The following is a 22,378-nucleotide window of genomic DNA, read 5'->3' as shown; positions in this document are numbered from 1 at the left end:
GTCCCATCCCCAGTGCCGGTCGGCCCCCGACCGGCACGGACCTCCGGAGGAGCACCCTTGAGCACAGCACCCCCACGACGCACCCGCCTCTTGAGGAGGCTGGCCGCCACCGCGGCCGTCCTCGCCCTGCCCGTCGCCGGCCTCGTGGGCCTGGCCGGGCCCGCGCAGGCCGCCGCCTCCGCGACCGCCTCCTACAGCAAGGTCTCCGACTGGGGTACCGGCTTCGAGGGCAAGTGGACGGTGAAGAACACCGGCACCACCACCCTCACCAGCTGGACCGTGGAGTGGGACTACCCGGCCGGCACCCAGGTGACCTCCGCCTGGGACGCCACCGTCACCAGCTCCGGCACCCACTGGACCGGCAAGAACGTCGGCTGGAACGGCACCCTCGCCCCCGGCGCCACCATCAGCTTCGGCTTCAACGGCACCGGCCCCGGCGCCCCCGCCGGCTGCAAGATCAACGGCGGCTCCTGCGACGGCACCACCACCCCCACCGACAACCCGCCCTCGGCCCCCGGCACCCCCACGGCCGGCGGCCTCACGGAGACCGGCGTCACCCTGTCCTGGCCGGCCGCCACCGACGACAAGGGCGTCAAGAACTACGACCTCTACCGCAACGGCACCAAGATCGCCACGGTCACCGGGACCACCTACACCGACTCCGGCCTGACCAAGGGCACCACGTACTCCTACACGGTCACCGCCCGCGACACCGCGGACCAGACCGGCCCCTCCTCCGGCTCCCTCTCCGTCACCACCCCCGGCGGCGGAACCGACCCCGGACCGGGCCCCGGCCCCGACCCCGGCGCGAAGGTCAAGCTCGGCTACTTCACCGACTGGGGCGTCTACCAGCGCAACTACCACGTGAAGAACCTGGTCACCTCCGGCACCGCCGCGAAGATCACCCACATCAACTACGCCTTCGGCAACGTCCAGAACGGCAAGTGCACCATCGGCGACTCCTACGCCGACTACGACAAGGCCTACACCGCCGACCAGAGCGTCGACGGCGTCGCCGACACCTGGGACCAGCCCCTGCGCGGCAACTTCAACCAGCTGCGCAAGCTCAAGGCCAAGTACCCGGGCATCAAGGTCGTCTACTCCTTCGGCGGCTGGACCTGGTCCGGCGGCTTCGGCCAGGCCGCCCAGAACCCGGCCGCTTTCGCCCAGTCCTGCTACGACCTGGTCGAGGACCCGCGCTGGGCGGACGTCTTCGACGGCATCGACATCGACTGGGAGTACCCGAACGCCTGCGGCCTGTCCTGCGACACCAGCGGCGCCGCCGCCTTCAAGAACCTGATGTCGGCCCTGCGCGCCAAGTTCGGCTCCTCGAACCTGGTCACCGCCGCCATCTCCGCCGACGGCTCCAACGGCGGCAAGCTCGACCTCGCGGACTACGCGGGCGCCGCCCCGTACGTCGACTTCTACAACGTGATGACGTACGACTTCTTCGGCGCGTGGGACGCCAAGGGCCCCACCGCCCCGCACTCCCCGCTGACCTCCTACTCCGGCATCCCGATCGCCGGCTTCAACTCCGAGGCCGCCATCACCAAGCTCAAGGGCAAGGGCATCCCCGGCTCCAAGCTCAACCTCGGCATCGGCTTCTACGGCCGCGGCTGGACCGGCGTCACCCAGGACGCCCCCGGCGGCACCGCCACCGGGCCCGCGCCCGGCACGTACGAGCAGGGCATCGAGGACTACAAGGTCCTCAAGACCAGCTGCCCCACCACCGGCACCGTCGCCGGCACGGCCTACGCCAAGTGCGGAAGCAACTGGTGGAGCTACGACACCCCCGCCACCATCGCCGGCAAGATGAGCTGGCTGAAGAACCAGGGGCTCAGGGGAGCCTTCTTCTGGGAGTTCAGCGGCGACACCGCCAACGGCGAGCTCGCGAACGCCATCCACACCGGCCTGCAGTAGCCGGACACGACGAAGCCGGGGAGACGGGTCCGCCCCCGTCTCCCCGGCTTCTTCACGTGCGGAGAAAGCCTCAGGCCACGTTCACCCTCTGCCCGGGCGGCGCCGCCTCCAGCCACGCCAGGAACCCGGTCAGCGCGTCCTCGCTCATCGCCAGCTCCAGGCGCGTCCCCTGGTGGGAACAGCCGAGCACGACGGAGTCGGACAGCAGGGCCAGCTCCTCCTCGCCCTCGGGCGCACGCCGTGCGAGCACCTCGATGGAGGAACGCTCCAGCAGCCGGCGCGGCCGCGGCGCATAGCTGAACACGCGGAACCACTCGATGCGGTCACCGCTGTAGCGGGCGACCCCGTAGACCCAACCCTTACCGGAGACGTCGGGCTCCTCGGCCACGCCCCAGCGCAGGCTGCAGTCGAAGGTCCCGCCGGAGCGCTGGATCAGTCTGCGGCGCAGCCCGAACACGAACAGCCCGATCACCACCAGGGCTACGACCAGGCCGCTCACAAGCAGAGCGAGGAGCATCTTCACCGACCTCCTCGCTCATCGAAAACCGCACAAACAAAAAGTACGTACATCGCCTCAGCCGCGACCCGCTCCGGAAAATTCCGGAACGGACCGCGGCTGAGGTTTCAAACTCTTCGGTACGGGGCTCAGTGCCCCGCGACCGCACGCAGCCGGACATCGGCGCGACGTTCGGCGGCCGCGTCAGCGTCCGCCTTCGCGCGCTCCAGTGCCCGCTCCGCCCGCTGGACGTCGATCTCGTCCGCGAGCTCGGCGATCTCGGCCAGCAGGGACAGCTTGTTGTCCGCGAACGAGATGAAACCGCCGTGCACCGCGGCGACGACCGTGCCGCCATCGCTGGTACGGATGGTCACCGGGCCCGATTCCAGCACACCGAGAAGCGGCTGGTGACCGGGCATGACGCCGATGTCGCCGGACGTGGTGCGGGCGACGACCAGGGTGGCCTCGCCGGACCAGACATTGCGGTCCGCCGCGACCATCTCGACGTGCAGCTCAGCAGCCAAGGTGGCTCCTCGGGTCACCACCCGGCAGGTCCGCCGGGTGTTGGGTCAAATTCTAATGGGCGTGGAGAGAGGGGCGGGACGCACCCGCCCCTCTCCTGCGGAGCGTCAGGAGACGCCCAGCTCCTTGGCGTTGGCCTTCAGGTCCTCGATGCCACCGCACATGAAGAACGCCTGCTCGGGGAAGTGGTCGTACTCACCGTCGCAGATCGCGTTGAACGCGGCGATCGACTCGTCGAGCGGAACGTCCGAACCGTCCACGCCGGTGAACTGCTTGGCGACGTGGGTGTTCTGCGACAGGAAGCGCTCGACGCGACGGGCACGGTGGACAACGAGCTTGTCCTCCTCGCCCAGCTCGTCGATACCGAGGATCGCGATGATGTCCTGGAGGTCCTTGTACTTCTGCAGGATCCCCTTGACGCGCATGGCCGCGTTGTAGTGGTCCGCCGCGATGTAGCGGGGGTCCAGGATCCGGGACGTGGAGTCCAGCGGGTCCACGGCCGGGTAGATGCCCTTCTCGGAGATCGGACGGGAGAGAACCGTCGTCGCGTCGAGGTGGGCGAAGGTGGTCGCCGGCGCCGGGTCGGTGAGGTCGTCGGCGGGGACGTAGATCGCCTGCATGGAGGTGATCGAGTGACCACGGGTCGAGGTGATGCGCTCCTGGAGGAGACCCATCTCGTCGGCCAGGTTCGGCTGGTAACCCACCGCGGAGGGCATACGGCCGAGCAGGGTCGACACCTCGGAACCGGCCTGGGTGTACCGGAAGATGTTGTCGATGAAGAAGAGGACGTCCTGCTTCTGCACATCGCGGAAGTACTCCGCCATGGTCAGACCGGCCAGGGCGACGCGCAGACGGGTGCCCGGGGGCTCGTCCATCTGGCCGAAGACCAGCGCGGTCTTGTCCAGAACGCCGGAGTCCGACATCTCCTCGATGAGGTCGTTGCCCTCACGGGTACGCTCACCGACACCCGCGAACACCGACACACCGTCGTGGTTGTTGGCGACGCGGTAGATCATTTCCTGGATCAGAACGGTCTTGCCGACACCGGCACCACCGAACAGACCGATCTTTCCACCCTTGACGTACGGGGTGAGAAGGTCGATGACCTTGACGCCGGTCTCGAACATCTCGGTCTTCGACTCGAGCTCGTCGAAGTTCGGCGCCTTGCGGTGGATCGCCCAGCGCTCGGTGACCTCGGAGTTGGCCTCCGGGTAGTTGAGCACCTCACCCAGGGTGTTGAACACCTTGCCCTTGGTGAAGTCGCCGACGGGGACGGTGATGCCCTCGCCCGTGTCGGTCACCGGGGCCTGGCGGACCAGACCGTCGGTGGGCTGCATGGAGATCGTGCGGACCATGCCGTCACCCAGGTGCTGGGCGACCTCAAGGGTCAGCGTCTTGAGCGCGCCCTCCTCGGCCGGGTCGGCGACCTGGACCTTCAGCGCGTTGTAGATGTCGGGCATCGCGTCGACGGGGAACTCCACGTCGACGACCGGGCCGATGACCCGGGCGATGCGGCCCGTGGCAGCGGCCGTCTCAACAGAGGTCGTCATTACTTGTCACTCCCCGCGGTCGCGTCGGCCATGGCGCTCGCGCCACCGACGATCTCGCTGATTTCCTGGGTGATTTCGGCCTGGCGGGCCGCGTTGGCAAGCCGGGAGAGGCTCTTGATGAGCTCACCGGCGTTGTCGGTCGCCGACTTCATCGCGCGGCGGCGGGCGGCGTGCTCGGAAGCGGCCGACTGCAGCAGTGCGTTGTAGATGCGGCTCTCGACGTAGCGCGGCAGAAGGGCGTCGAGGACGTCCTCCGCCGACGGCTCGAACTCGAACAGCGGAAGGATCTCGCCCTTCGCACCGTCCTCCTCCTGAGCCTGGTCGAGGCTGAGCGGCAGCATCCGGCCGTCCACGGCGTTCTGCGTCATCATCGACACGAATTCCGTGAAGACGATGTGCAGCTCGTCGACGCCACCCTCGGCCGTCTCCGTCTGGATGGCCTCGATCAGCGGCGCCGCGACGCGCTTGGCGTCGGCGTAGGCCGGGCTGTCGGTGAAGCCGGTCCACGAGTCCGTGACCTTGCGCTCACGGAAGCCGTAGTAGGCGACGCCCTTGCGGCCGACGATGTAGCTGTCGACCTCCTTGCCCTCAGCGCGCAGCCGCTCGGTGAGCCGGTCGGCCTGCTTGATGGCGTTCGAGGAGTAGCCGCCGGCCAGACCGCGGTCGCTCGTGATGAGCAGGACCGCGGCGCGGGTCGGCGCCTCGACCTCGGTGGTCAGGGCGTGCTTGGTGTTCGAACCGGTCGCCACCGCGGTCACCGCACGGGTGAGCTCGGTCGCGTACGGCATCGACGCCGCCACCTTGCGCTGCGCCTTGACGATGCGCGAGGCGGCGATCATCTCCATCGCCTTGGTGATCTTCTTGGTCGCCGTGATGGCACGGATGCGACGCTTATAGACCCGGAGCTGCGCTCCCATGAGTCAGGTCCCTTCCGTCGTCACTTGGAGACGTTGACGGCCGGGACGTCCTCGCCCAGGAGCTTGCCGTCCGAGGTCTCGAACTGCCGCTTGAAGGCGGCGATCGCGTCGGCGATCGAGCCCAGCGTGTCGTCGGACATCTTGCCGCCGTCCGCGATGGAGGTGAGGAGGTCCTTGCGCTCACGGCGCAGGTGCTCCAGCAGCTCCGACTCGAAGCGGCGGATGTCCTCGACCGGGACGTCGTCCATCTTGCCGGTGGTGCCGGCCCAGACGGAGACGACCTGCTCCTCGACGGGCATCGGCTGGTACTGGCCCTGCTTCAGCAGCTCGACCATGCGCTTGCCGCGCTCCAGCGAGGCCTTCGAGGCGGCGTCCAGGTCGGAACCGAAGGCGGCGAACGCCTCCAGCTCGCGGTACTGGGCCAGGTCGACGCGGAGGCGGCCGGAGACCTGCTTCATCGCCTTGTGCTGGGCGGAGCCACCGACGCGGGAGACCGAGATACCGACGTTCAGGGCCGGGCGCTGACCGGCGTTGAACAGGTCGGACTCCAGGAAGCACTGGCCGTCGGTGATGGAGATGACGTTGGTCGGGATGAACGCCGAGACGTCGTTGGCCTTGGTCTCGACGATCGGCAGACCGGTCATCGAGCCGGCACCCATGTCGTCGGAGAGCTTGGCGCAGCGCTCCAGCAGGCGGGAGTGCAGGTAGAAGACGTCACCCGGGTAGGCCTCACGGCCCGGCGGGCGGCGCAGCAGCAGCGAGACGGCGCGGTAGGCGTCGGCCTGCTTCGACAGGTCGTCGAAGATGATCAGGACGTGCTTGCCGGCGTACATCCAGTGCTGGCCGATGGCGGAACCGGTGTACGGCGCCAGGTACTTGAAGCCGGCCGGGTCGGACGCCGGGGCGGCGACGATCGTCGTGTACTCGAGCGCGCCGGCCTCTTCCAGGGCGCCGCGCACGGACGCGATGGTCGAGCCCTTCTGGCCGATGGCGACGTAGATGCAGCGGACCTGCTTGTTCACGTCGCCCGAGCGCCAGTTGTCGCGCTGGTTGATGATCGTGTCGACGGCAAGAGCGGTCTTGCCGGTCTGACGGTCACCGATGATCAGCTGACGCTGGCCGCGGCCGATCGGCACCATGGCGTCGACGGCCTTGTAGCCGGTCTGCATGGGCTCGTGCACCGACTTACGGACCATGACGCCCGGGGCCTGCAGCTCGAGGGCGCGGCGGCCCTCGGTCGCGATCTCGCCGAGGCCGTCGATCGGGTTGCCGAGCGGGTCGACAACGCGGCCGAGGTAGCCCTCGCCGACACCTACGGAGAGAACCTCACCGGTGCGCTGCACCGGCTGGCCCTCTTCGATACCGCTGAACTCGCCGAGGACGATCGCACCGATCTCGCGCTCCTCGAGGTTGAGGGCGAGACCGAGGGTGCCGTCCTCGAACTTCAGCAGCTCGTTCGCCATGGCGGAGGGCAGGCCCTCCACCTTCGCGATGCCGTCGCCGGCAACGCTGACCGTTCCGACCTCCTCGCGCGAGGCCGCGTCCGGCTGGTACGACTGGACAAAGGTCTCCAGTGCGTCCCGGATCTCCTCCGGCCGGATCGTGAGCTCCGCCATCTGGGTTCCCTGCTCTCCTTGTTGGGCCTGAAGCTTCTTAGGGGTCTGGGGGCGACCCCCAGGAATCTTCTGCAAGTTCTGCACGGCCCAACCGGGCCGCTAGGAATGCTTTGTATCTGTGTGGTGGCGGCTGGTCAGCCGGCCATGCGGCGGGACGCCTCGGAAAGGCGCTCCGCGATGGTGCCGTCGATGACCTCGTCGCCGACCCGCACCGAGATCCCGCCGAGGACCTCGGGGTCCACGTCGAGGTTCAGGTGCATCTGGCGGCCGTACAGCTTGGCCAGCACCGCGCCGAGACGCTGCTTCTGCACGTCGCTGAGCGGGACCGCGCTGGTCACGGTGGCGACCATGCGGTCACGGCGCGCAGCGGCGAGCGTCGAGAGGGACTCGAGGCCCCCCTCAAGGCTACGTCCACGCGGGTGCGTGACGAGACGGACGACCAGGCGCTCGGTGACGGCGTTCACCTTGCCGCCGAGGAGGCTGCGCAGCAGCTCGCTCTTGGCGGTGGCGGTGGCGGCGCGGTCGGTCAGCGCGGCACGCAGCCCGGTGTTCGAGGCGACGATCCGGCCGAAGCGGAACAGCTCGTCCTCGACGCCGTCGAGCGCGCCCGCCTGCTGGGCGGCGGTGAGGTCGGCGGTGGCCGCCAGCTCCTCGAGGCCGTCCACCAGGTCGCGGGACTGCGACCAGCGGGACCGGGCCATACCGGACACCAGGTCGAGGGTCTCCCCGCCCACCTGGCCGGACAGCAGCCGGCCGACCAGCTCGGCCTTGGCCTCGCCGGACTGCGCCGGGTCCGTGATGACCCGACGCAGCGAGACCTCACGGTCGAGCAGCGCGGTGACGGCTGCCAGCTCACCGGCGAGCTTCGCCGCGTCGACGGACGTGTTGTCCGTCAGCGCGTCGAGACGCTCGCGCGCGGAGGCCAGCGCCTCGCGGCTCGCTCCGTTCATCGGGCCGCCTCGGCCTTCTCCTCGAGCTCGCCGAGGAAGCGGTCGATGGTGCGGCTCTGACGGGCGACGTCCTCGAGGGACTCGCCGACGAGCTTGCCGGCCAGGTCGGTGGCGAGCTTGCCGACGTCCTGGCGCAGCGCCTGAGCGGCGGCCTTGCGGTCAGCGGCGATCTGGGCGTGACCGGCAGCGATGATCTCCTCACGCTGCCGCTGGCCCTCTGCGCGCAGTTCTTCCTTGAGCGCAGTGCCCTGCTCCAGCGCTTCCTGGCGCAGGCGCGCGGCCTCGTGCCGGGCCTCGGCGAGCTGGGCCTTGTACTGCTCCAGCACGCTCTGGGCCTCGGTCTGAGCGGCCTCAGCCTTCTCGATACCGCCCTCGATGGCCTCGCGACGCTCGTCCAGAACCTTGTTGATGTTCGGGAGGAGCTTCTTCGCGAGGAAACCGAAGACGATGACGAAGGCGATCAGACCGATGACGAGCTCGGGGATCGGCGGGAAGAGCGGATTCTCCGTCTCTGCCGCGAGAACCATGAGGTTCACATCAGTGCCTTTCGTCTAATGGGCTGTTCGTCGAGACCGAGGATCAGGAGGTCGGGTAGACGAACGGCATGACCAGACCGATCAGGGCGAGCGCCTCACAGAAGGCGAAGCCGAGGATCTGGTTGGCGCGGATCAGACCGGCAGCCTCGGGCTGGCGGGCGAGGGCCTGGGTGCCGTTACCGAAGATGATGCCGACGCCGACGCCGGGGCCGATGGCCGCGAGACCGTAACCAACGGAGCTGAGGGAGCCGGTGACGGCGGCAAGGGTCTGGGACATGCCAGTTCTTCCTTCTCTTTCACGAACCGGTGGGGGTTGGCCACCGGACGAATACGGGGGGCTGAGCGGGGGTGGGCCCGGCTCAGTGGTGCTCGGCGACCGCGCCCTGGATGTAGCTGCAGGCCAGGAGGACGAAGACGTACGCCTGGACGGCCTGGATGAAGAGCTCGAAGGCGGTCATCACGATGACCATCACGAACGACACACCGGCGTAGGCGATGCCGATGCCGTTCAGCAGGTACCAGCTGGCGATCGTGAAGAGCAGCAGCAGGGTGTGACCGGCGAACATGTTCGCGAACAGTCGGACCGCGTGGGTGAACGGGCGCACCAGGACGTTCGAGAAGAACTCGATCACCATGACGAGCGGGAGGACGCCGCCGAGGCTCTTGTCGTAGCCGGTGAGGTTCTTCAGACCGCCGATGAAGCCGTGGCGCTTGAAGGTCAGCGGCAGCCACACGAGGTAGACCGACAGGGCCAGGATCGCCGGGTACGCGATGATCGAGGTCACCGGGAACTGTGCCACCGGGACGATCGACCAGACGTTCAGGATCCAGACGAAGAAGAACAGCGAGACCATGAAGGGGACGTACTTCTCGCCCTCCTTCTTGCCGAGCGTCTCGTAGACGATGCCGCGGCGCACGAAGTCGTAGCCGGCCTCGCCGACCATCTGGAGCTTGCCGGGGACGAGCTTCGGCTTGGCGAAGGCGGCCCAGAAGAAGGCCACGATGATGATCGAGCCCAGAAGGGCCAGCAGCATCGGCTTGTTGAAGTAGACGCTGGTCAGACCAGCTTCGCCCCACAGCGGCTCGAAGAGGAACGAGTGCAGGCCCGGGCCGGGGAAGCCACATCCGGAGAAGATGTGACAGTCGGTCTCGAAGGCGAGGACCTGCGTCGGGTCAGCACTCACCGCGGGCTCCTTCAGCGTGGCGCATAGGTACGGCAACCTCATCGTGTCGGCGCGGCGCACGGCCGCGGTTCGGCACTGGACTGGTGTAACGGGTGTGGGGGCGGCAGTCAGGCATCGAGCCTCGCGATGGACCAGGCGTCAGCTCAGATGCCCGTGCCCGCAGTGCCGCAGTTGGAACCGGACGATAGCAGGATCTCGAACGCACACTTATCCCGGCCCTACCCCTCACGGCTTGGACCCCGGATTTTCGGGCTTTTCCCCGTTGGTCGAGTCGGGCTCGACGTAAAGGATCTTGGCCTTCATGTGAGCCCGCGTCTGCGCGCCGATCCACACGAGGGTGGTGGCGACGAGCGTGATCGCGAAGGCCCGGGGGTGGAACAGCGTCGTGTTCTTGAACACGGCGAGAAAGACGAAGAGCAGCAGGATCTGAGCCGCGTAGAGCATGAGGCCCATCGCCTGGAACAGGTGCGGCAGGGATTTCGCCGTGCGCTGCAGAACCACGAATCCGATGCCCATGAACAGGATCACGACCACGGTCGCGACGATCGAGCCGACGGCCCCCTTGCCGCCGACGACCAGTCCGCTGATCACGGCGGCGACGGCGCCGGCGGCAGCGGTGGGTACGGCGGTTTGCAGGAGGGATCGGACGTCGTTAGACCGCATGGCGGTTTGCTCCGCGTGGTGGTGGGGGCACGGACTCGTACGGGAACTCGTACGGGGACGAGCGTAAGCCCGGTCCGAGTGATCGCCTCGGGCCAATGGACCGTCGCACTACGGTCCTTCGGCTCTGTCGCCGGGTTTAGTGAACGGTATCACAAACTATTTGATGAGAGCTTTACCTGTGCGGTGTGCTGACTGTCACACATGAGGGCTAATCCGCCCGTGTGTGCAAGACAGGGCTGCGACTTGTCTGGTAAAGGGCGTTCATGTCGGACATGCACCGGGCGCGTCAGCGCGCCGAACCCGCCTTACGCCGGTCGGGGAAGCGCGAACGGGGGCCTACGGCTGTCGCGCCGTTGACGCCGGACACCCCGGCTGCGATCGGCCGCGCGGGCTCCGGCTCGGTCCCCGGGGCCTCCCGCACCGCGGCCTCGGCCGCCGCCTCCGCGGCCCGCGTGGCGTGCCGGTAGCGCGGCGGGACCAGGCCCTCCGCCCAGCGCGGGGCGCGCGGGGTGAACCGCGGCAGGAGGAGCAGGACCAGGCCCAGGGCGCTCAGCGCGGCGATGGCGAGGACGATCCACATCGACGCGGAGTTCACCGAGTAGGCCACCGTCCCGAAGGCGATCAGCCCCGACCAGAAATACATGATGAGTACGGCGCGGCTGTGCGAATGCCCGAGTTCCAGCAGCCGGTGGTGCAGGTGCCCGCGGTCCGCGGCGAAGGGCGACTGCCCCTTCCAGGTGCGCCGCACGATGGCCAGGACGAGGTCCGCCATCGGGATCGCGATGATGGTCAGCGGCAGCAGCAGCGGGATGAAGACCGGCAGCATCGCGTGCGTCGCGTTGCGCTCACCACCGACGAAGAGTGCCATCGTGTCCGGGTCCACCTGCCCGGTGATCGAGATGGCCGAGGCCGCCAGCACCAGGCCGATCAGCATCGAGCCCGAGTCGCCCATGAAGATGCGCGCGGGGTGCATGTTGTGCGGCAGGAAGCCCAGGCACATGCCCATCAGGATGGCGGCGAAGAGGGTCGCGGGGGCGGCCGCCTCGATGCCGTAGCCGAACCAGATCCGGTAGGCGTAGAGGAAGAACGCGCAGGTGGCGATGCAGACCATGCCGGCCGCCAGGCCGTCGAGCCCGTCGACGAAGTTCACCGCGTTGATGGTGATCACCACCAGGGCCACGGTGAGCAGGGTGCCCTGCCACTGGGTCAGCGCGACGGTGCCGATGCCCGGGACCGGGATCCACAGGATGGTGAGGCCCTGGATGACCATCACACCGGCGGCGATCATCTGGGCGCCGAGCTTGATGAGCGCGTCGAGTTCGAACTTGTCGTCGAGGACGCCGACCAGCCAGATCAGCGCGGCCCCGGAGAGCAGCGCCCTCGGCTCGTTGGAGCGTTCGAAGACCCCGTTGAGGCTCTGCAGGTGGTCGGCGATCAGCAGGCCCGCGCACAGGCCGCCGAACATGGCGATGCCGCCCAGCCGGGGGGTGGGCTCGCGGTGGACGTCGCGGGCGCGGATCTCCGGCATCGCGCCCGCCGCGATCGCGAACTTGCGGACGGGCCCGGTCAGCAGGTAGGTCACCGCGACCGTGACGCAAAGCGTCAGCAGATATTCACGCACTGGCTGCCCCAGATGTATCGCCGGCCATCTCAGCCCCACACATTAGCCGCGATGTACACGGGGACGAGGACGCGCGGAGTCCTCGTTCCGGTTGCACTAAGGGACACTCGTCCCGGTTACGCCCCGTACGGTGGAAATCGCCCGGTCAGTTCGGCGACCTCGGCACGCGTACCGGCCGCATCGGCGCCGGCCAGCGCGGCGGCGAACAGCTCCGCGACCCTGGCCATCTCCGGCTCCCCCATCCCCTGCGTGGTCACCGCCGCGGTGCCCAGGCGGATCCCGCGCTGGTCCCCGTAGGGCAGGGCGCAGGTTTCGAGGACGATCCCGGCGGCGGCCAGCCGTCCGCGCGCGGCCGGTCCGTCGATGCCGAGCGGGGCCGGGTCGGCGCTGATCAGGTGGGTGTCGGTGCCGCCGGTGGTCACGTCCAGCCCGTGCGCCCGCAGGGCCTCGGCGAGGGCGCGGGCGTTGGCGACGACCTTGTGCGCGTACCGGGTGAAGGCCGGGCCGGCCGCCTCCCCGAAGGCCACCGCCTTGGCGGCGATGGTGTGCATCTGGGCGCCGCCCTGGGTGAAGGGGAACACCGCCCGGTCGACGCGCTCGGCGAACTCGGCCCCGCACAGCACCATCCCGCCGCGCGGGCCGCGCAGCACCTTGTGGGTGGTCGCGCAGACCACGTCCGCGTAGGGCACGGGGCTCGGCGCGGCCCCGCCGGCGACCAGGCCGATGGGATGGGCGGCGTCGGCGATCAGGTAGGCCCCGACCTCGTCGGCGATCTCCCGGAAGGCCGAGTACTCCAGGTGCCGGGGGTAGGAGATGGACCCGCACACGATGGCCTTGGGCCGGTGCGCCCGGGCCAGGCGCTGCACCTGCTCGTAGTCGACGAGCCCGGACTCGGCGTCGACCCCGTACCCCACGAACTCGAACCACCGGCCGGAGAAGTTGGCGGGCGAGCCGTGGGTGAGGTGGCCGCCGTAGGCGAGCCCCATCGCCAGGACGGTGTCCCCGGGGCGCAGCAGCGCGGCGTACGCGGCGAGCACGGCGGCGGAGCCCGAATGGGGCTGCACGTTCGCGTGCTCGGCCCCGAACAGCGCCGTGGCCCGCTCCTGGGCCACCCGCTCGGCCAGGTCGGCGTACTCGCAGCCGCCGTGGTGGCGGGCGCCGGGGTAGCCCTCGGCGTACTTGTTGGCGAGCGGGGAGCCCAGCGCGGCGAGCACGGCGGGGGAGGTGAAGTTCTCGGCGGCGCTCAGTTGCAGCGTGGTGGCCTGCCGCTGCCGCTCCCCGTCGAGGATGTCGGCCAGTTGCGGGTCCTGCCGGCGCAGGAGGTCGGCAGCCTGCTCGGTGGTGACGGTCATGACCCACTCCCGCGCGCTGGGGGTACCGGTACCAGCCACTGTAGGCCGGGCCCCGGCTTCACGCCCGGGCGAGCCGTCCCCGGCGTCGCCGCCGCGCGCCGCAGCGCCGCGGGCAGCCCGGCGGCCCCCCGGGGGAGGAGGGGGTCAGCGGGGGCCGGCCACGCCCGTCAGGGCCGTGACGACGGGGTCCAGCGCCTGGTTGATCTCGTCGCCGATCGAGCGGAAGAAGGTGATCGGCGCCCCGTACGGGTCGTACACCTCGTCCGCGTCGGCGGAAGGGGCCAGCAGCCAGCCCCGCAGGGCGGCGGCGGCCCGCACCAGCGCCCGGGCCCGCTCGGCCATGCCGTCGTCCAGCGGGGGCAGGGTCGCCGGGTCTATGGCCCGCACCAGGCGGGTGAACTCCTTCAGCGTGAAGGTCCGCAGGCCGGCCGAGTGGCCCATGGAGATGACCTGCGCCCGGTGGTCACGGGTGGCGGTCAGCACCAGGTCGGCCCGTATGACGTGCTCGTCGAGCAGCTCGCGCCCGGTGAACCCCGTCGCGTCGGCCCCGAAGTCGGCGAGTACGGCCGCCGCGTTGGCCTCCATCGGCGCGCCCTCGTGGCCCCAGGTGCCCGCGCTCTCCACGATCAGGTCACCCGGCGCCAGCCCCAGCACACCCAGCCGGTGCGCCAGCGCGTGCCGCGTCAGCCGCTCGGTGATCGGCGAGCGGCACACGTTCCCGGTGCTGACGTGGAGTATGCGGAAGCTGTCTTCCTTGGCTATGCCACGCCCCTGAGGGCTCACGGAGCCACCTCGAGGTCGGGTACGACCTCCCGCAGCTGCTCCGCGGTCAGCGCGCCCTCGCGCAGCAGCACGGGAACCTTCCCGGTGACGTCGACGATCGACGACGGCAGGGTGCTCGGGGTCGGCCCGCCGTCGAGGTACACGGAGACGGAGTCGCCCAGCATGGCGCGGGCCGCGTCGCAGTCCTCCGGTGCCGGGTGCCCGGACAGGTTCGCCGAGGAGACGGCCATGGGGCCGACCTCGGTCAGCAGCTCGATCGCGACGGGGTGCAGCGGCATGCGGACGGCCACGGTCCCGCGGGTCTCCCCCAGGTCCCAGGCCAGCGACGGCTGGTGCTTGGCGACGAGGGTGAGGCCACCGGGCCAGAAGGCGTCGACGAGTTCCCAGGCCTGCTCGGAGAAGTCCGTGACGAGGCCGTGGAGGGTGTTCGGGGAGCCGATGAGCACCGGGGTGGGCATGTTGCGGCCGCGGCCCTTGGCGGCGAGCAGGTCGCCGACGGCTTCGGCGCTGAAGGCGTCCGCGCCGATCCCGTACAGGGTGTCGGTGGGCAGCACGACGAGCTCTCCGCGGCGCACGGCCGAGGCCGCTTCACGCAGGCCCGTCTTGCGGTCCGTCGCGTCGTTGCAGTCGTATCGCCGGGCCATCAGCGGGCCTCCTCGTGCAGCGGGGTGGTGTCGTGGGCAATCGGGGTCGCGGCCATCACGGCATGGCCTTGCGGGCGGTCGCGAAACGCGGGCGGTTGTTCAGGTCGGGGTGGTCGGCGGCGTCGGCCCAGCCCCGTTCGTCGGCGAAGATCCACGGCACCTGGCCGCCCTGGGTGTCGGCGTGCTCGATCACGACGATGCCGCCGGGCCGCAGCAGGCGGTGGGCCGTGCGCTCGATCCCGCGGATGGTGTCGAGGCCGTCCTCGCCGGAGAACAGCGCCATCTCGGGGTCGTGGTCCCGGGCCTCGGGGGCCACGTACTCCCACTCGGTGAGCGGGATGTACGGCGGGTTGGAGATGACGAGGTCGACCTGGCCGTCCAGCTCGGGCAGCGCGCTCAGCGCGTCGCCCTGGTGGACGGTGACCCGGGAGCCCTCGGCGTTCTTGCGGGTCCAGCGCAGGGCGTCCTCGGACAGCTCCACGGCGTGCACGCGCGAGCGGGGCACCTCCTGGGCCATGGCGAGGGCGATGGCGCCGGAGCCGGTGCACAGGTCCACGATCAGCGGCTCGACCACGTCCATGGCCCGGACGGCCTGTATGGCCCAGTCCACGACCGACTCGGTCTCGGGCCGGGGCACGAACACCCCGGGGCCGACCTGGAGCTCCAGGTAGCGGAAGAAGGCGCGGCCGGTGATGTGCTGGAGCGGCTCGCGCGCCTCGCGGCGGGCGACGGCCTCCCAGTAGCGGGCGTCGAAGTCCGCGTCCTTGACGTGGTGCAGTTCCCCCCGCTTGACGCCGTGCACGAAGGCCGCGAGCTCCTCCGCGTCGAAACGCGGTGAGGGCACGCCGGCGGCGGCCAGCCGCTGGGTGGCCTGGGCCACCTCGGCAAGCAGCAAGTTCACGCTGGTCCTCCGGGCTGCTGTCGTACGGGGGGGGGTGGTGCGGGGTTCGTCAGTGCGCGGCCGCGAGCTTGGCCGCGGAGTCGGTGTCGACGCATGCCTGGATGACCGAGTCGAGGTCGCCGTCGAGCACCTGGTCCAAGTTGTACGCCTTGAAACCGGTGCGGTGGTCCGAGATCCGGTTTTCCGGGTAGTTGTACGTACGGATCTTCTCGGAACGGTCCACGGTGCGCACCTGGCTGCGGCGCACGTCGGAGGCCTCCTGCTCGGCGGCTTCCTGGGCGGCGGCCAGCAGGCGCGAGCGCAGGATGCGCATGGCCTGCTCCTTGTTCTGGAGCTGGCTCTTCTCGTTCTGGCAGGAGGCGACCACACCGGTCGGGAGGTGCGTGATGCGCACGGCCGAGTCGGTGGTGTTGACGGACTGGCCGCCGGGGCCCGACGAGCGGTACACGTCGATGCGCAGGTCGTTCGGGTTGATCTCGACCTCGACCTCCTCGGCCTCCGGGGTGACGAGCACGCCGGCGGCGGAGGTGTGGATGCGGCCCTGGGACTCGGTGGCCGGGACGCGCTGGACGCGGTGGACGCCGCCCTCGTACTTCAACCGGGCCCACACGCCCTGGCCGGGCTCGGTGGCACCGTTGCCGCCCTTGGTGCGGACGGAGACCTGGACGTCCTTGTAGCCGCCGAGCTCGGACTCGGTGGAGTCGATGATCTCGGTCTTCCAGCCGACGCGCTCGGCGTAGCGCAGGTACATGCGCAGCAGGTCGCCCGCGAACAGGGCGGACTCGTCGCCGCCGGCGCCCGCCTTGATCTCCAGGAGCACGTCCTTGTCGTCGCTGGGGTCGCGCGGAACGAGCAGCAGGCGCAGCTTCTCGGTGAGCTCCTCGCGCTGCGCGCTCAGCTCCTTGACCTCGGCGGCGAAGTCGGGGTCGTCGGCCGCCAGCTCCTTGGCCGTCTCGATGTCCTCGGCCGACTGCTTCCAGGCGCGGAAGGTCGCCACGATCGGGGTCAGTTCCGCGTAGCGCTTGTTCAGCTTGCGCGCGTTCGCCTGATCGGAGTGGACCGAAGGGTCGGCGAGCTTCTTCTCGAGGTCGGCGTGTTCGCCGACCAGTTCCTCGACCGCTTCGAACATCGGATGCTCCCGGGGTAAAAATCAAAATGGGCTGGGCTGGCTGAACGACGACAAAGGCGCCGGCCCGGCCGCCCCCGCGTGGTCAGGGGGCGGCCGGAGACCGGCGCCTGGGTCGCGCTACTTCTTGGCCGCACCCTTGCCGAAGCGGGCCTCGAAGCGGGCCACACGGCCACCGGTGTCGAGGATCTTCTGCTTGCCCGTGTAGAACGGGTGGCACTCGGAGCAGACCTCGGCACGGATGGTGCCCTCGGTCAGGGTGCTACGGGTGGTGAACGACGCGCCACAGGTGCAGCTGACCTGGGTCTCGACGTACTCGGGGTGAACATCGCGCTTCAAGGTGTCTCCTAGATTCGGGAGGGCGCCGGGTCGCAGGAGCCGAATTGCGCACTGCGTGAACCGGGGCCGACAGACCAGTCTGCCAGGACCGGCCCGCCTGTCAAAATTCTCGGAACGCTCCCCTCAACGGGGAGGGGCCGGCATCTATTCCGGCCCCCGCCCGGCGGCTCCGCTACTGGACGATCGAGCCCGCGGTGCTCTTGTCCCCGGTGGAATGCTCGGTGGCCGCGGCCGGGATGGGCTGGTCGGCCAGCAGGGCGTCCCAGACCATCTTGGAGTCCTTGGCCAGGACCGCGACACGGTCCTGGTCGAGCGGGTCCTGGGTCACCGGCAGGGTGATCATGTGCATGTTCTCGGCGCCGATGCCCTGGAGCCCCTGGGCGAAGCTCGCGAGGGACTTCACGTCACCGAGGGCCTTGTCGGTGGTGATCGCCTTGGTGGCGGAGTCGGCGAGGCCGTAGAGCTTCTTGGGGCTGTCGAAGACCCCGACGCCCTTGACCTGCTTGATCAGCGCCTTGATGAAGGCCTGCTGGAGCTGTATTCGGCCCAGGTCGCCGCCGTCGCCGACGGTCTTGCGCGTGCGGACGAGGCCGAGGGACTGCTCACCGTTGAGCTTGTGGGAGCCGGCCGGCAGGTCGAGGTGGCTGCCGTAGTCCTTGATCGGCTTGGTGGTCGTGAGCTCGACCCCGCCGAGGTTGTCGATGATCTTCTTGAAGCCGGTGAAGTCGACTTCGATGTAGTGGTCCATGCGGATCCCCGACATCGCCTCGACGGTCTTCACGGCGCAGGCGGCCCCGCCGATGGTGAAGGCCTCGTTGAACTGCGCGCGCTGCCTGGGGGCGCTGTTCTTCCCCTTGCCGATGGGGCAGGCGGGCCGCGGGAGCATCGTGTCACGCGGGATCGACACGACGCTGGCCTGCTTGTGGCCCTCGTAGAGGTGGACGATCATCGCCGTGTCGGAGCGGGCCGAGCCGCCGTCGTCCGCGCCGTACTCGCCGTTCGCCCCGTCGCGGGAGTCGGAGCCGAGGACCAGGATGTCCATCGAACCGTTGTCCACGTTCGGCGGGCGGTCCTTGCCCAGCGCCGAGTCGATGTCGACGCTGTGCAGGTTGCCGTTGAGCTTGAAGTAGAACCATCCGAGGCTCCCGCCGCCCAGCAGGACCACGCCGGCGGCGGTCCAGGCGGCGATCCTGAGGCCCTTGCGCGGCCGGGACTGCTCCCTGCGCCGGCGCCTGCGCGCGCCGCGACCGCCTCTGCTGGTCTCGCTCATGCTCTCCTCGGTCCTGGCTCCGGTGCCCGCTGTTCTCTCACACAGACGGACTAGCGCATTCCAGGGTTCCACGGCGCACGGGGCCGCTCCGCACCCCCCCGGCGCACACGGACACGCAGCGTGACACGCCCGGCACCCGGGGTGCCGATCCGGGCGCGGAAGGCCCCGTACGACGCCCTTCCGGGCCCCTCGGTGTGGCGAAGGTCGCACCAACGGCAGGCGCCCCCACCGCGATGCGGTGGGGGCGCCTGCGTTCACGCGTGGACCGACCGGCGGGGTCAGTCGTCGTTCTTGCCCGCCGGGGTGGTCTTGGCGATCTGCATCAGGAACTCGGCGTTCGACTTCGTCTGCTTCATCTTGTCGAGCAGCAGCTCGATCGCCTGCTGCGAGTCGAGCGCGTGCAGCACCCGGCGCAGCTTCCAGACGATGGCGAGCTCCTCGCTGTTGAGGAGGATCTCCTCCTTGCGCGTGCCCGACGGGTCGACGTCGACGGCCGGGAAGATGCGCTTGTCGGCGAGCTTGCGGTCGAGCTTGAGCTCCATGTTGCCGGTGCCCTTGAACTCCTCGAAGATCACCTCGTCCATGCGCGAGCCGGTGTCGACGAGCGCGGTGGCCAGGATGGTCAGCGAGCCGCCGTCCTCGATGTTGCGCGCGGCACCGAAGAAGCGCTTCGGCGGGTACAGCGCGGTCGAGTCGACACCACCGGACAGGATGCGGCCGGAGGCGGGCGCCGCGAGGTTGTACGCGCGGCCCAGACGGGTGATGGAGTCCAGCAGGACGACCACGTCGTGACCCAGCTCCACGAGGCGCTTGGCGCGCTCGATGGCCAGCTCGGCGACGGTGGTGTGGTCCTCGGCCGGGCGGTCGAAGGTCGAGGAGATGACCTCGCCCTTGACCGACCGCTGCATGTCGGTGACCTCTTCCGGACGCTCGTCGACCAGGACGACCATCAGGTGGCACTCGGGGTTGTTGGTGGTGATCGCGTTGGCGATCGCCTGCATGATCATGGTCTTGCCGGTCTTCGGCGGAGCCACGATCAGACCGCGCTGGCCCTTGCCGATCGGCGACACGAGGTCGATGATCCGGGTGGTCAGCACGCCCGGGTCGGTCTCCAGACGGAGCCGGTCCTGCGGGTAGAGCGGGGTCAGCTTCTGGAACTCGGGGCGGCCGCGGCCCGATTCGGGCGACATGCCGTTGACGGAGTCCAGGCGCACCAGCGCGTTGAACTTCTCGCGGCGCTCGCCGTCCTTGGGCTGGCGCACGGCGCCGGTGGTGTGGTCGCCCTTGCGCAGACCGGCCTTGCGGACCTGGGCGAGGGAGACGTACACGTCGTTCGGGCCGGGCAGGTAGCCGGAGGTCCGGATGAACGCGTAGTTGTCGAGGATGTCGAGGATGCCCGCGACGGGGATCAGGACGTCGTCGTCGGCGACCTGCGGCTCGCCCGGGGCGAACTCGTCACGGCCACGGCGGCCACGGCGGTCGCGGTAGCGGCCGCGCCGGCCGCGCCGGCCGTCCTCGCCGTCGAAGTCGTCCTGCGGACCGTTGTCCTGACGGCCCTGCTGGCCCCGGCCGCCGCCCTGCTGCTGACGGTCCTGGCGGTCCTGGCGGTCGGCGCGGTCCTGACGGCCGCCCTGCTGCTGGCCCTGGCCGCCGCCCTGCTGCTGGCCGCCCTGCTCGTCGGCCTTGGCACCGCGCTCGCGGCGGCCCTGGCGGTCACCGCGCTCGCCGCGCTCGCCGCGGTCACGGCGGTCACGGCGGCTACGGCCCTCGCCGGCCTCCTGCGCGGGGGCCTGGCCCTGCGCCGGGGCGGACACGGCCACGGCCTGCTCCGCCTTGGCCTCGGCCTGCGGGGCGACCGCGGGGGCCTCGGTCTTCTGCTCGACCTGCACGACGGCGGGGGACGAGGACTCGGGGCTGCCGGTCGGGGCGGTGGCGCGGCGGCGGCGGCGCTCGCCGGCCGGGGCGTCCTCGCTGATCGGCTGGCCCGGGATCTCGATCTGGGCCGGTGCGGCGGGCTTCTCGGCGGGCGCGGCGGCGGCCGCCTCACCCGTACGGGCCTTGCTGGTGGCGCGGCGCTTCGGCTTGGCCTCGGCGGCGTCGGCGGCGGGGGCCGCGGCCTTGGGGGCGCTGCCGCCCTGCGCCTCCTTGATGACCTCGATCAGCTGGCTCTTGCGCATCCGCGCGGTGCCCCTGATACCGAGGCCCGACGCGACCTGCTGCAGCTCGGCCAGGACCATGCCCTCAAGGCCGGTGCCGGAGCGGCGGCGCCGGGTGGCAGTGGCAGCTGCGGCGCCCGCGGCGGGGGCACTGGTGTCGACGTTGGTGTCGGCAGCGCCCATCAGATCGGTGGTGTCGCTCACGAAGGGTCCTTCCCTGGAGCGGACGTCGGCCTGTCTGGCTCGGCGACCGGTTGTGCTGTCCGACAACAGTCCTAGGTGTGTGAACTGTGCCGGGGCGGTGGTCCGCCGGTAGAGATACGGCGGAGAGAAACGTGCATGGGTGGTTCCGGCGAGAAGCCCCCGAGCTGGAAGCGTGGGAATGTCACGCCGATTCCGGAGCGTGCTCGAAACTGCTGGCAGCGATCAAAGCAGTCGGGGAGGCTCCCGGAAGAAAGGTGGTCCCGGATGGGGACACTGAGCACCGAGCCATGGCGGCTTCGGTTGCCTACTTGAGATTAACACTACCGGATCCAACAGACATTCCCCCTCTCAATCACCGGCAATCGCCCTTCCGGGGCGGTCGGCCTGCCCGGCCGCCCGCCCCGTCGGGCCGTGTCACCAGGACACGGGCTGACCGCCCTGGGCGCCCAGCGGAAGGACGCTCGCACCCGCGGCGTCGAGGGCGAGCCGGTTCGCGGCCCACCCCTCGCCCGCGAGCTGCGCGACCTTGTCGGCCGCGTCGTTGTCGACCAGCGCGAGGACCGTGGGGCCCGCGCCGGAGATGACCGCGGGGATGCCGTCCGCCCGCAGCCGGCCCACGAGCGCCACGCTCTCCGGCATCGCGGGGGCGCGGTACTCCTGGTGCAGCCGGTCCTCGGTGGCGGGCAGCAGGAACTCGGGACGCCTGGTCATGGCCTCCACGAGCAGGCCCGCGCGCCCCGCGTTCACGGCGGCGTCCACGTGCGGAACGGAGCGCGGCAGCAGGCCGCGCGCGGTCTCGGTCAGGACCGGCTTCGACGGGACGAAGACCACCGGAACGATGGAACCGGCGGGGTCCATACGGATCGCCTTCGCACTGCCGCCCTCCATCCACGCGAGGGTGAAGCCGCCGAGCAGACAGGCGGCGACGTTGTCCGGGTGGCCCTCGATCTCGGTGGCGAGCTCCAGCAGCGCCGTGTCGTCGAGCCGGGCCTCGCCGCCTATGGTCACGGCGCGCGCGGCGACGATGCCGGCGCAGATCGCGGCCGAGGAGGAGCCGAGGCCCCGCCCGTGCGGAATGCGGTTGGCGCAGACGACCTCCAGGCCGCGCGGCTGTCCGCCCAGCAGGTCGAAGGCGGTGCGCATGGAACGTACGAGGAGGTGGCTCTCGTCACGCGGGAGGGTGTCGGCGCCCTCACCCGCGATGTCGATGTTCAGGCCGGAGTCGGCGACGCGGACGACCACGTCGTCGTAGAGCCCCAGGGCCAGGCCGAGGGCGTCGAAGCCGGGGCCGAGGTTGGCACTGCTGGCGGGCACGCGCACTCGTACGGCGGCGGCGCGGAACGCTGGACCTGCCATCGGTCGATGACACTCCTTGTGACTGTGCGGGGATCCGGCGGGCTGTGCGGGATCTTCGCTGCGAAATGTACTGGAGAACGTACGACACCCGAAGGCCCTCGGGGCAGCACCGCGGTCATATGCGCGGTGGCGGATGTCAGTACAGCGTATCGAAGGAAGGTTCTCCCGCGACATAGGGCGCACAGGAGGCGCACGATGCGTGTCGCCGTCGTCCGGTGGGCCACCGCTGAAGTGCCGTTGGCTTTCGGTGTCGTACGGGCCGGGTTGCCGGA

21 protein-coding genes are annotated in these 22,378 nt (G+C 70.1%); 1 reads left to right on the top strand and 20 read right to left on the bottom strand.

Features of this window, described 5'->3' with window-relative positions; all coding sequences use genetic code 11:
* The first annotated feature begins 57 nt into the window (after positions 1–57).
* Complete coding sequence (locus B4U46_RS24275; RefSeq protein ID WP_079429793.1) at positions 58–1,920, top strand: glycoside hydrolase family 18 chitinase; 1,863 nt, start codon at positions 58–60, stop codon at positions 1,918–1,920.
* A gap of 70 nt (positions 1,921–1,990) precedes the next feature.
* Here the strand turns inward: B4U46_RS24275 and B4U46_RS24270 are convergent, their stop codons facing one another.
* The 20 genes from B4U46_RS24270 to thrB all read right to left on the bottom strand — a co-directional run bounded on the left by B4U46_RS24270 (position 1,991) and on the right by thrB (position 22,106).
* The gene (locus tag B4U46_RS24270) at positions 1,991–2,437 is read right to left on the bottom strand and encodes a DUF2550 domain-containing protein (protein WP_185117176.1); all 447 of its coding nucleotides are present in this window, start codon (positions 2,435–2,437) and stop codon (positions 1,991–1,993) included.
* A gap of 128 nt (positions 2,438–2,565) precedes the next feature.
* A complete protein-coding gene (locus B4U46_RS24265; protein WP_045948891.1) occupies positions 2,566–2,940 on the bottom strand; it encodes a F0F1 ATP synthase subunit epsilon in 375 nt (124 codons plus the stop codon).
* Between the two features lie 105 nt (positions 2,941–3,045).
* Positions 3,046–4,488 (bottom strand): F0F1 ATP synthase subunit beta, encoded by a 1,443-nt coding sequence (atpD, locus tag B4U46_RS24260; protein WP_079429791.1) that lies wholly within the window; start codon positions 4,486–4,488, stop codon positions 3,046–3,048.
* The gene (locus B4U46_RS24255; protein WP_079429790.1) at positions 4,488–5,405 is read right to left on the bottom strand and encodes a F0F1 ATP synthase subunit gamma; all 918 of its coding nucleotides are present in this window, start codon (positions 5,403–5,405) and stop codon (positions 4,488–4,490) included. The genes atpD and B4U46_RS24255 overlap by 1 nt, the downstream gene beginning before the upstream one ends.
* 20 nt (positions 5,406–5,425) lie before the next feature.
* Positions 5,426–7,021, bottom strand: a complete 1,596-nt coding sequence (gene atpA / locus B4U46_RS24250; protein ID WP_079429789.1) for a F0F1 ATP synthase subunit alpha — start codon at positions 7,019–7,021, stop codon at positions 5,426–5,428.
* A 134-nt stretch (positions 7,022–7,155) separates the two neighbouring features.
* Entirely contained in the window at positions 7,156–7,971 is an 816-nt protein-coding gene (locus tag B4U46_RS24245; RefSeq protein WP_079429788.1) for a F0F1 ATP synthase subunit delta, read from the bottom strand.
* Positions 7,968–8,498: a F0F1 ATP synthase subunit B gene (locus tag B4U46_RS24240; protein ID WP_079431959.1), complete on the bottom strand. Its 531-nt coding sequence runs from the start codon at positions 8,496–8,498 to the stop codon at positions 7,968–7,970. The genes B4U46_RS24245 and B4U46_RS24240 overlap by 4 nt, the downstream gene beginning before the upstream one ends.
* A gap of 52 nt (positions 8,499–8,550) precedes the next feature.
* Entirely contained in the window at positions 8,551–8,784 is a 234-nt protein-coding gene (gene atpE, locus B4U46_RS24235) for an ATP synthase F0 subunit C (protein WP_079429787.1), read from the bottom strand.
* 82 nt (positions 8,785–8,866) lie between these two features.
* A complete protein-coding gene (gene atpB / locus B4U46_RS24230; RefSeq protein ID WP_079431958.1) occupies positions 8,867–9,706 on the bottom strand; it encodes a F0F1 ATP synthase subunit A in 840 nt (279 codons plus the stop codon).
* 210 nt (positions 9,707–9,916) lie between these two features.
* Complete coding sequence (locus tag B4U46_RS24225; protein WP_079429786.1) at positions 9,917–10,354, bottom strand: hypothetical protein; 438 nt, start codon at positions 10,352–10,354, stop codon at positions 9,917–9,919.
* Positions 10,355–10,640: 286 nt separating this feature from the next.
* Positions 10,641–11,987: an MraY family glycosyltransferase gene (locus B4U46_RS24220; protein ID WP_185117238.1), complete on the bottom strand. Its 1,347-nt coding sequence runs from the start codon at positions 11,985–11,987 to the stop codon at positions 10,641–10,643.
* 104 nt (positions 11,988–12,091) lie between these two features.
* Positions 12,092–13,327 carry a serine hydroxymethyltransferase gene (gene glyA / locus B4U46_RS24215; protein ID WP_079429784.1) on the bottom strand — a complete coding sequence of 412 codons (1,236 nt, stop codon included), beginning with the start codon at positions 13,325–13,327 and terminating at the stop codon, positions 12,092–12,094.
* A gap of 144 nt (positions 13,328–13,471) precedes the next feature.
* A complete protein-coding gene (locus B4U46_RS24210) occupies positions 13,472–14,110 on the bottom strand; it encodes a protein-tyrosine-phosphatase (protein WP_079429783.1) in 639 nt (212 codons plus the stop codon).
* Entirely contained in the window at positions 14,107–14,754 is a 648-nt protein-coding gene (locus tag B4U46_RS24205; RefSeq protein WP_079429782.1) for an L-threonylcarbamoyladenylate synthase, read from the bottom strand. Before B4U46_RS24205 ends, B4U46_RS24210 begins: the two co-directional genes overlap by 4 nt.
* A 55-nt stretch (positions 14,755–14,809) precedes the next feature.
* Complete coding sequence (gene prmC, locus B4U46_RS24200; RefSeq protein WP_079429781.1) at positions 14,810–15,655, bottom strand: peptide chain release factor N(5)-glutamine methyltransferase; 846 nt, start codon at positions 15,653–15,655, stop codon at positions 14,810–14,812.
* A gap of 49 nt (positions 15,656–15,704) precedes the next feature.
* Positions 15,705–16,784, bottom strand: coding sequence for a peptide chain release factor 1 (gene prfA / locus B4U46_RS24195; protein WP_079429780.1), 1,080 nt, complete (start codon positions 16,782–16,784; stop codon positions 15,705–15,707).
* Between the two features lie 117 nt (positions 16,785–16,901).
* Positions 16,902–17,120: a 50S ribosomal protein L31 gene (gene rpmE / locus B4U46_RS24190; RefSeq protein ID WP_007266580.1), complete on the bottom strand. Its 219-nt coding sequence runs from the start codon at positions 17,118–17,120 to the stop codon at positions 16,902–16,904.
* A 172-nt stretch (positions 17,121–17,292) separates the two neighbouring features.
* Entirely contained in the window at positions 17,293–18,390 is a 1,098-nt protein-coding gene (locus tag B4U46_RS24185; RefSeq protein ID WP_079429779.1) for an LCP family protein, read from the bottom strand.
* Between the two features lie 278 nt (positions 18,391–18,668).
* Positions 18,669–20,750: a transcription termination factor Rho gene (rho, locus tag B4U46_RS24180; RefSeq protein WP_079429778.1), complete on the bottom strand. Its 2,082-nt coding sequence runs from the start codon at positions 20,748–20,750 to the stop codon at positions 18,669–18,671.
* A 414-nt stretch (positions 20,751–21,164) separates the two neighbouring features.
* Positions 21,165–22,106 (bottom strand): homoserine kinase, encoded by a 942-nt coding sequence (gene thrB, locus B4U46_RS24175; RefSeq protein WP_079429777.1) that lies wholly within the window; start codon positions 22,104–22,106, stop codon positions 21,165–21,167.
* Positions 22,107–22,378 lie beyond the last annotated feature (272 nt).

It is taken from the genome of Streptomyces katrae (assembly GCF_002028425.1).
Classification (GTDB): Bacteria; Actinomycetota; Actinomycetes; order Streptomycetales; family Streptomycetaceae; genus Streptomyces; species Streptomyces katrae_A.
This window is presented reverse-complemented; position numbering and strand designations above follow the sequence as displayed.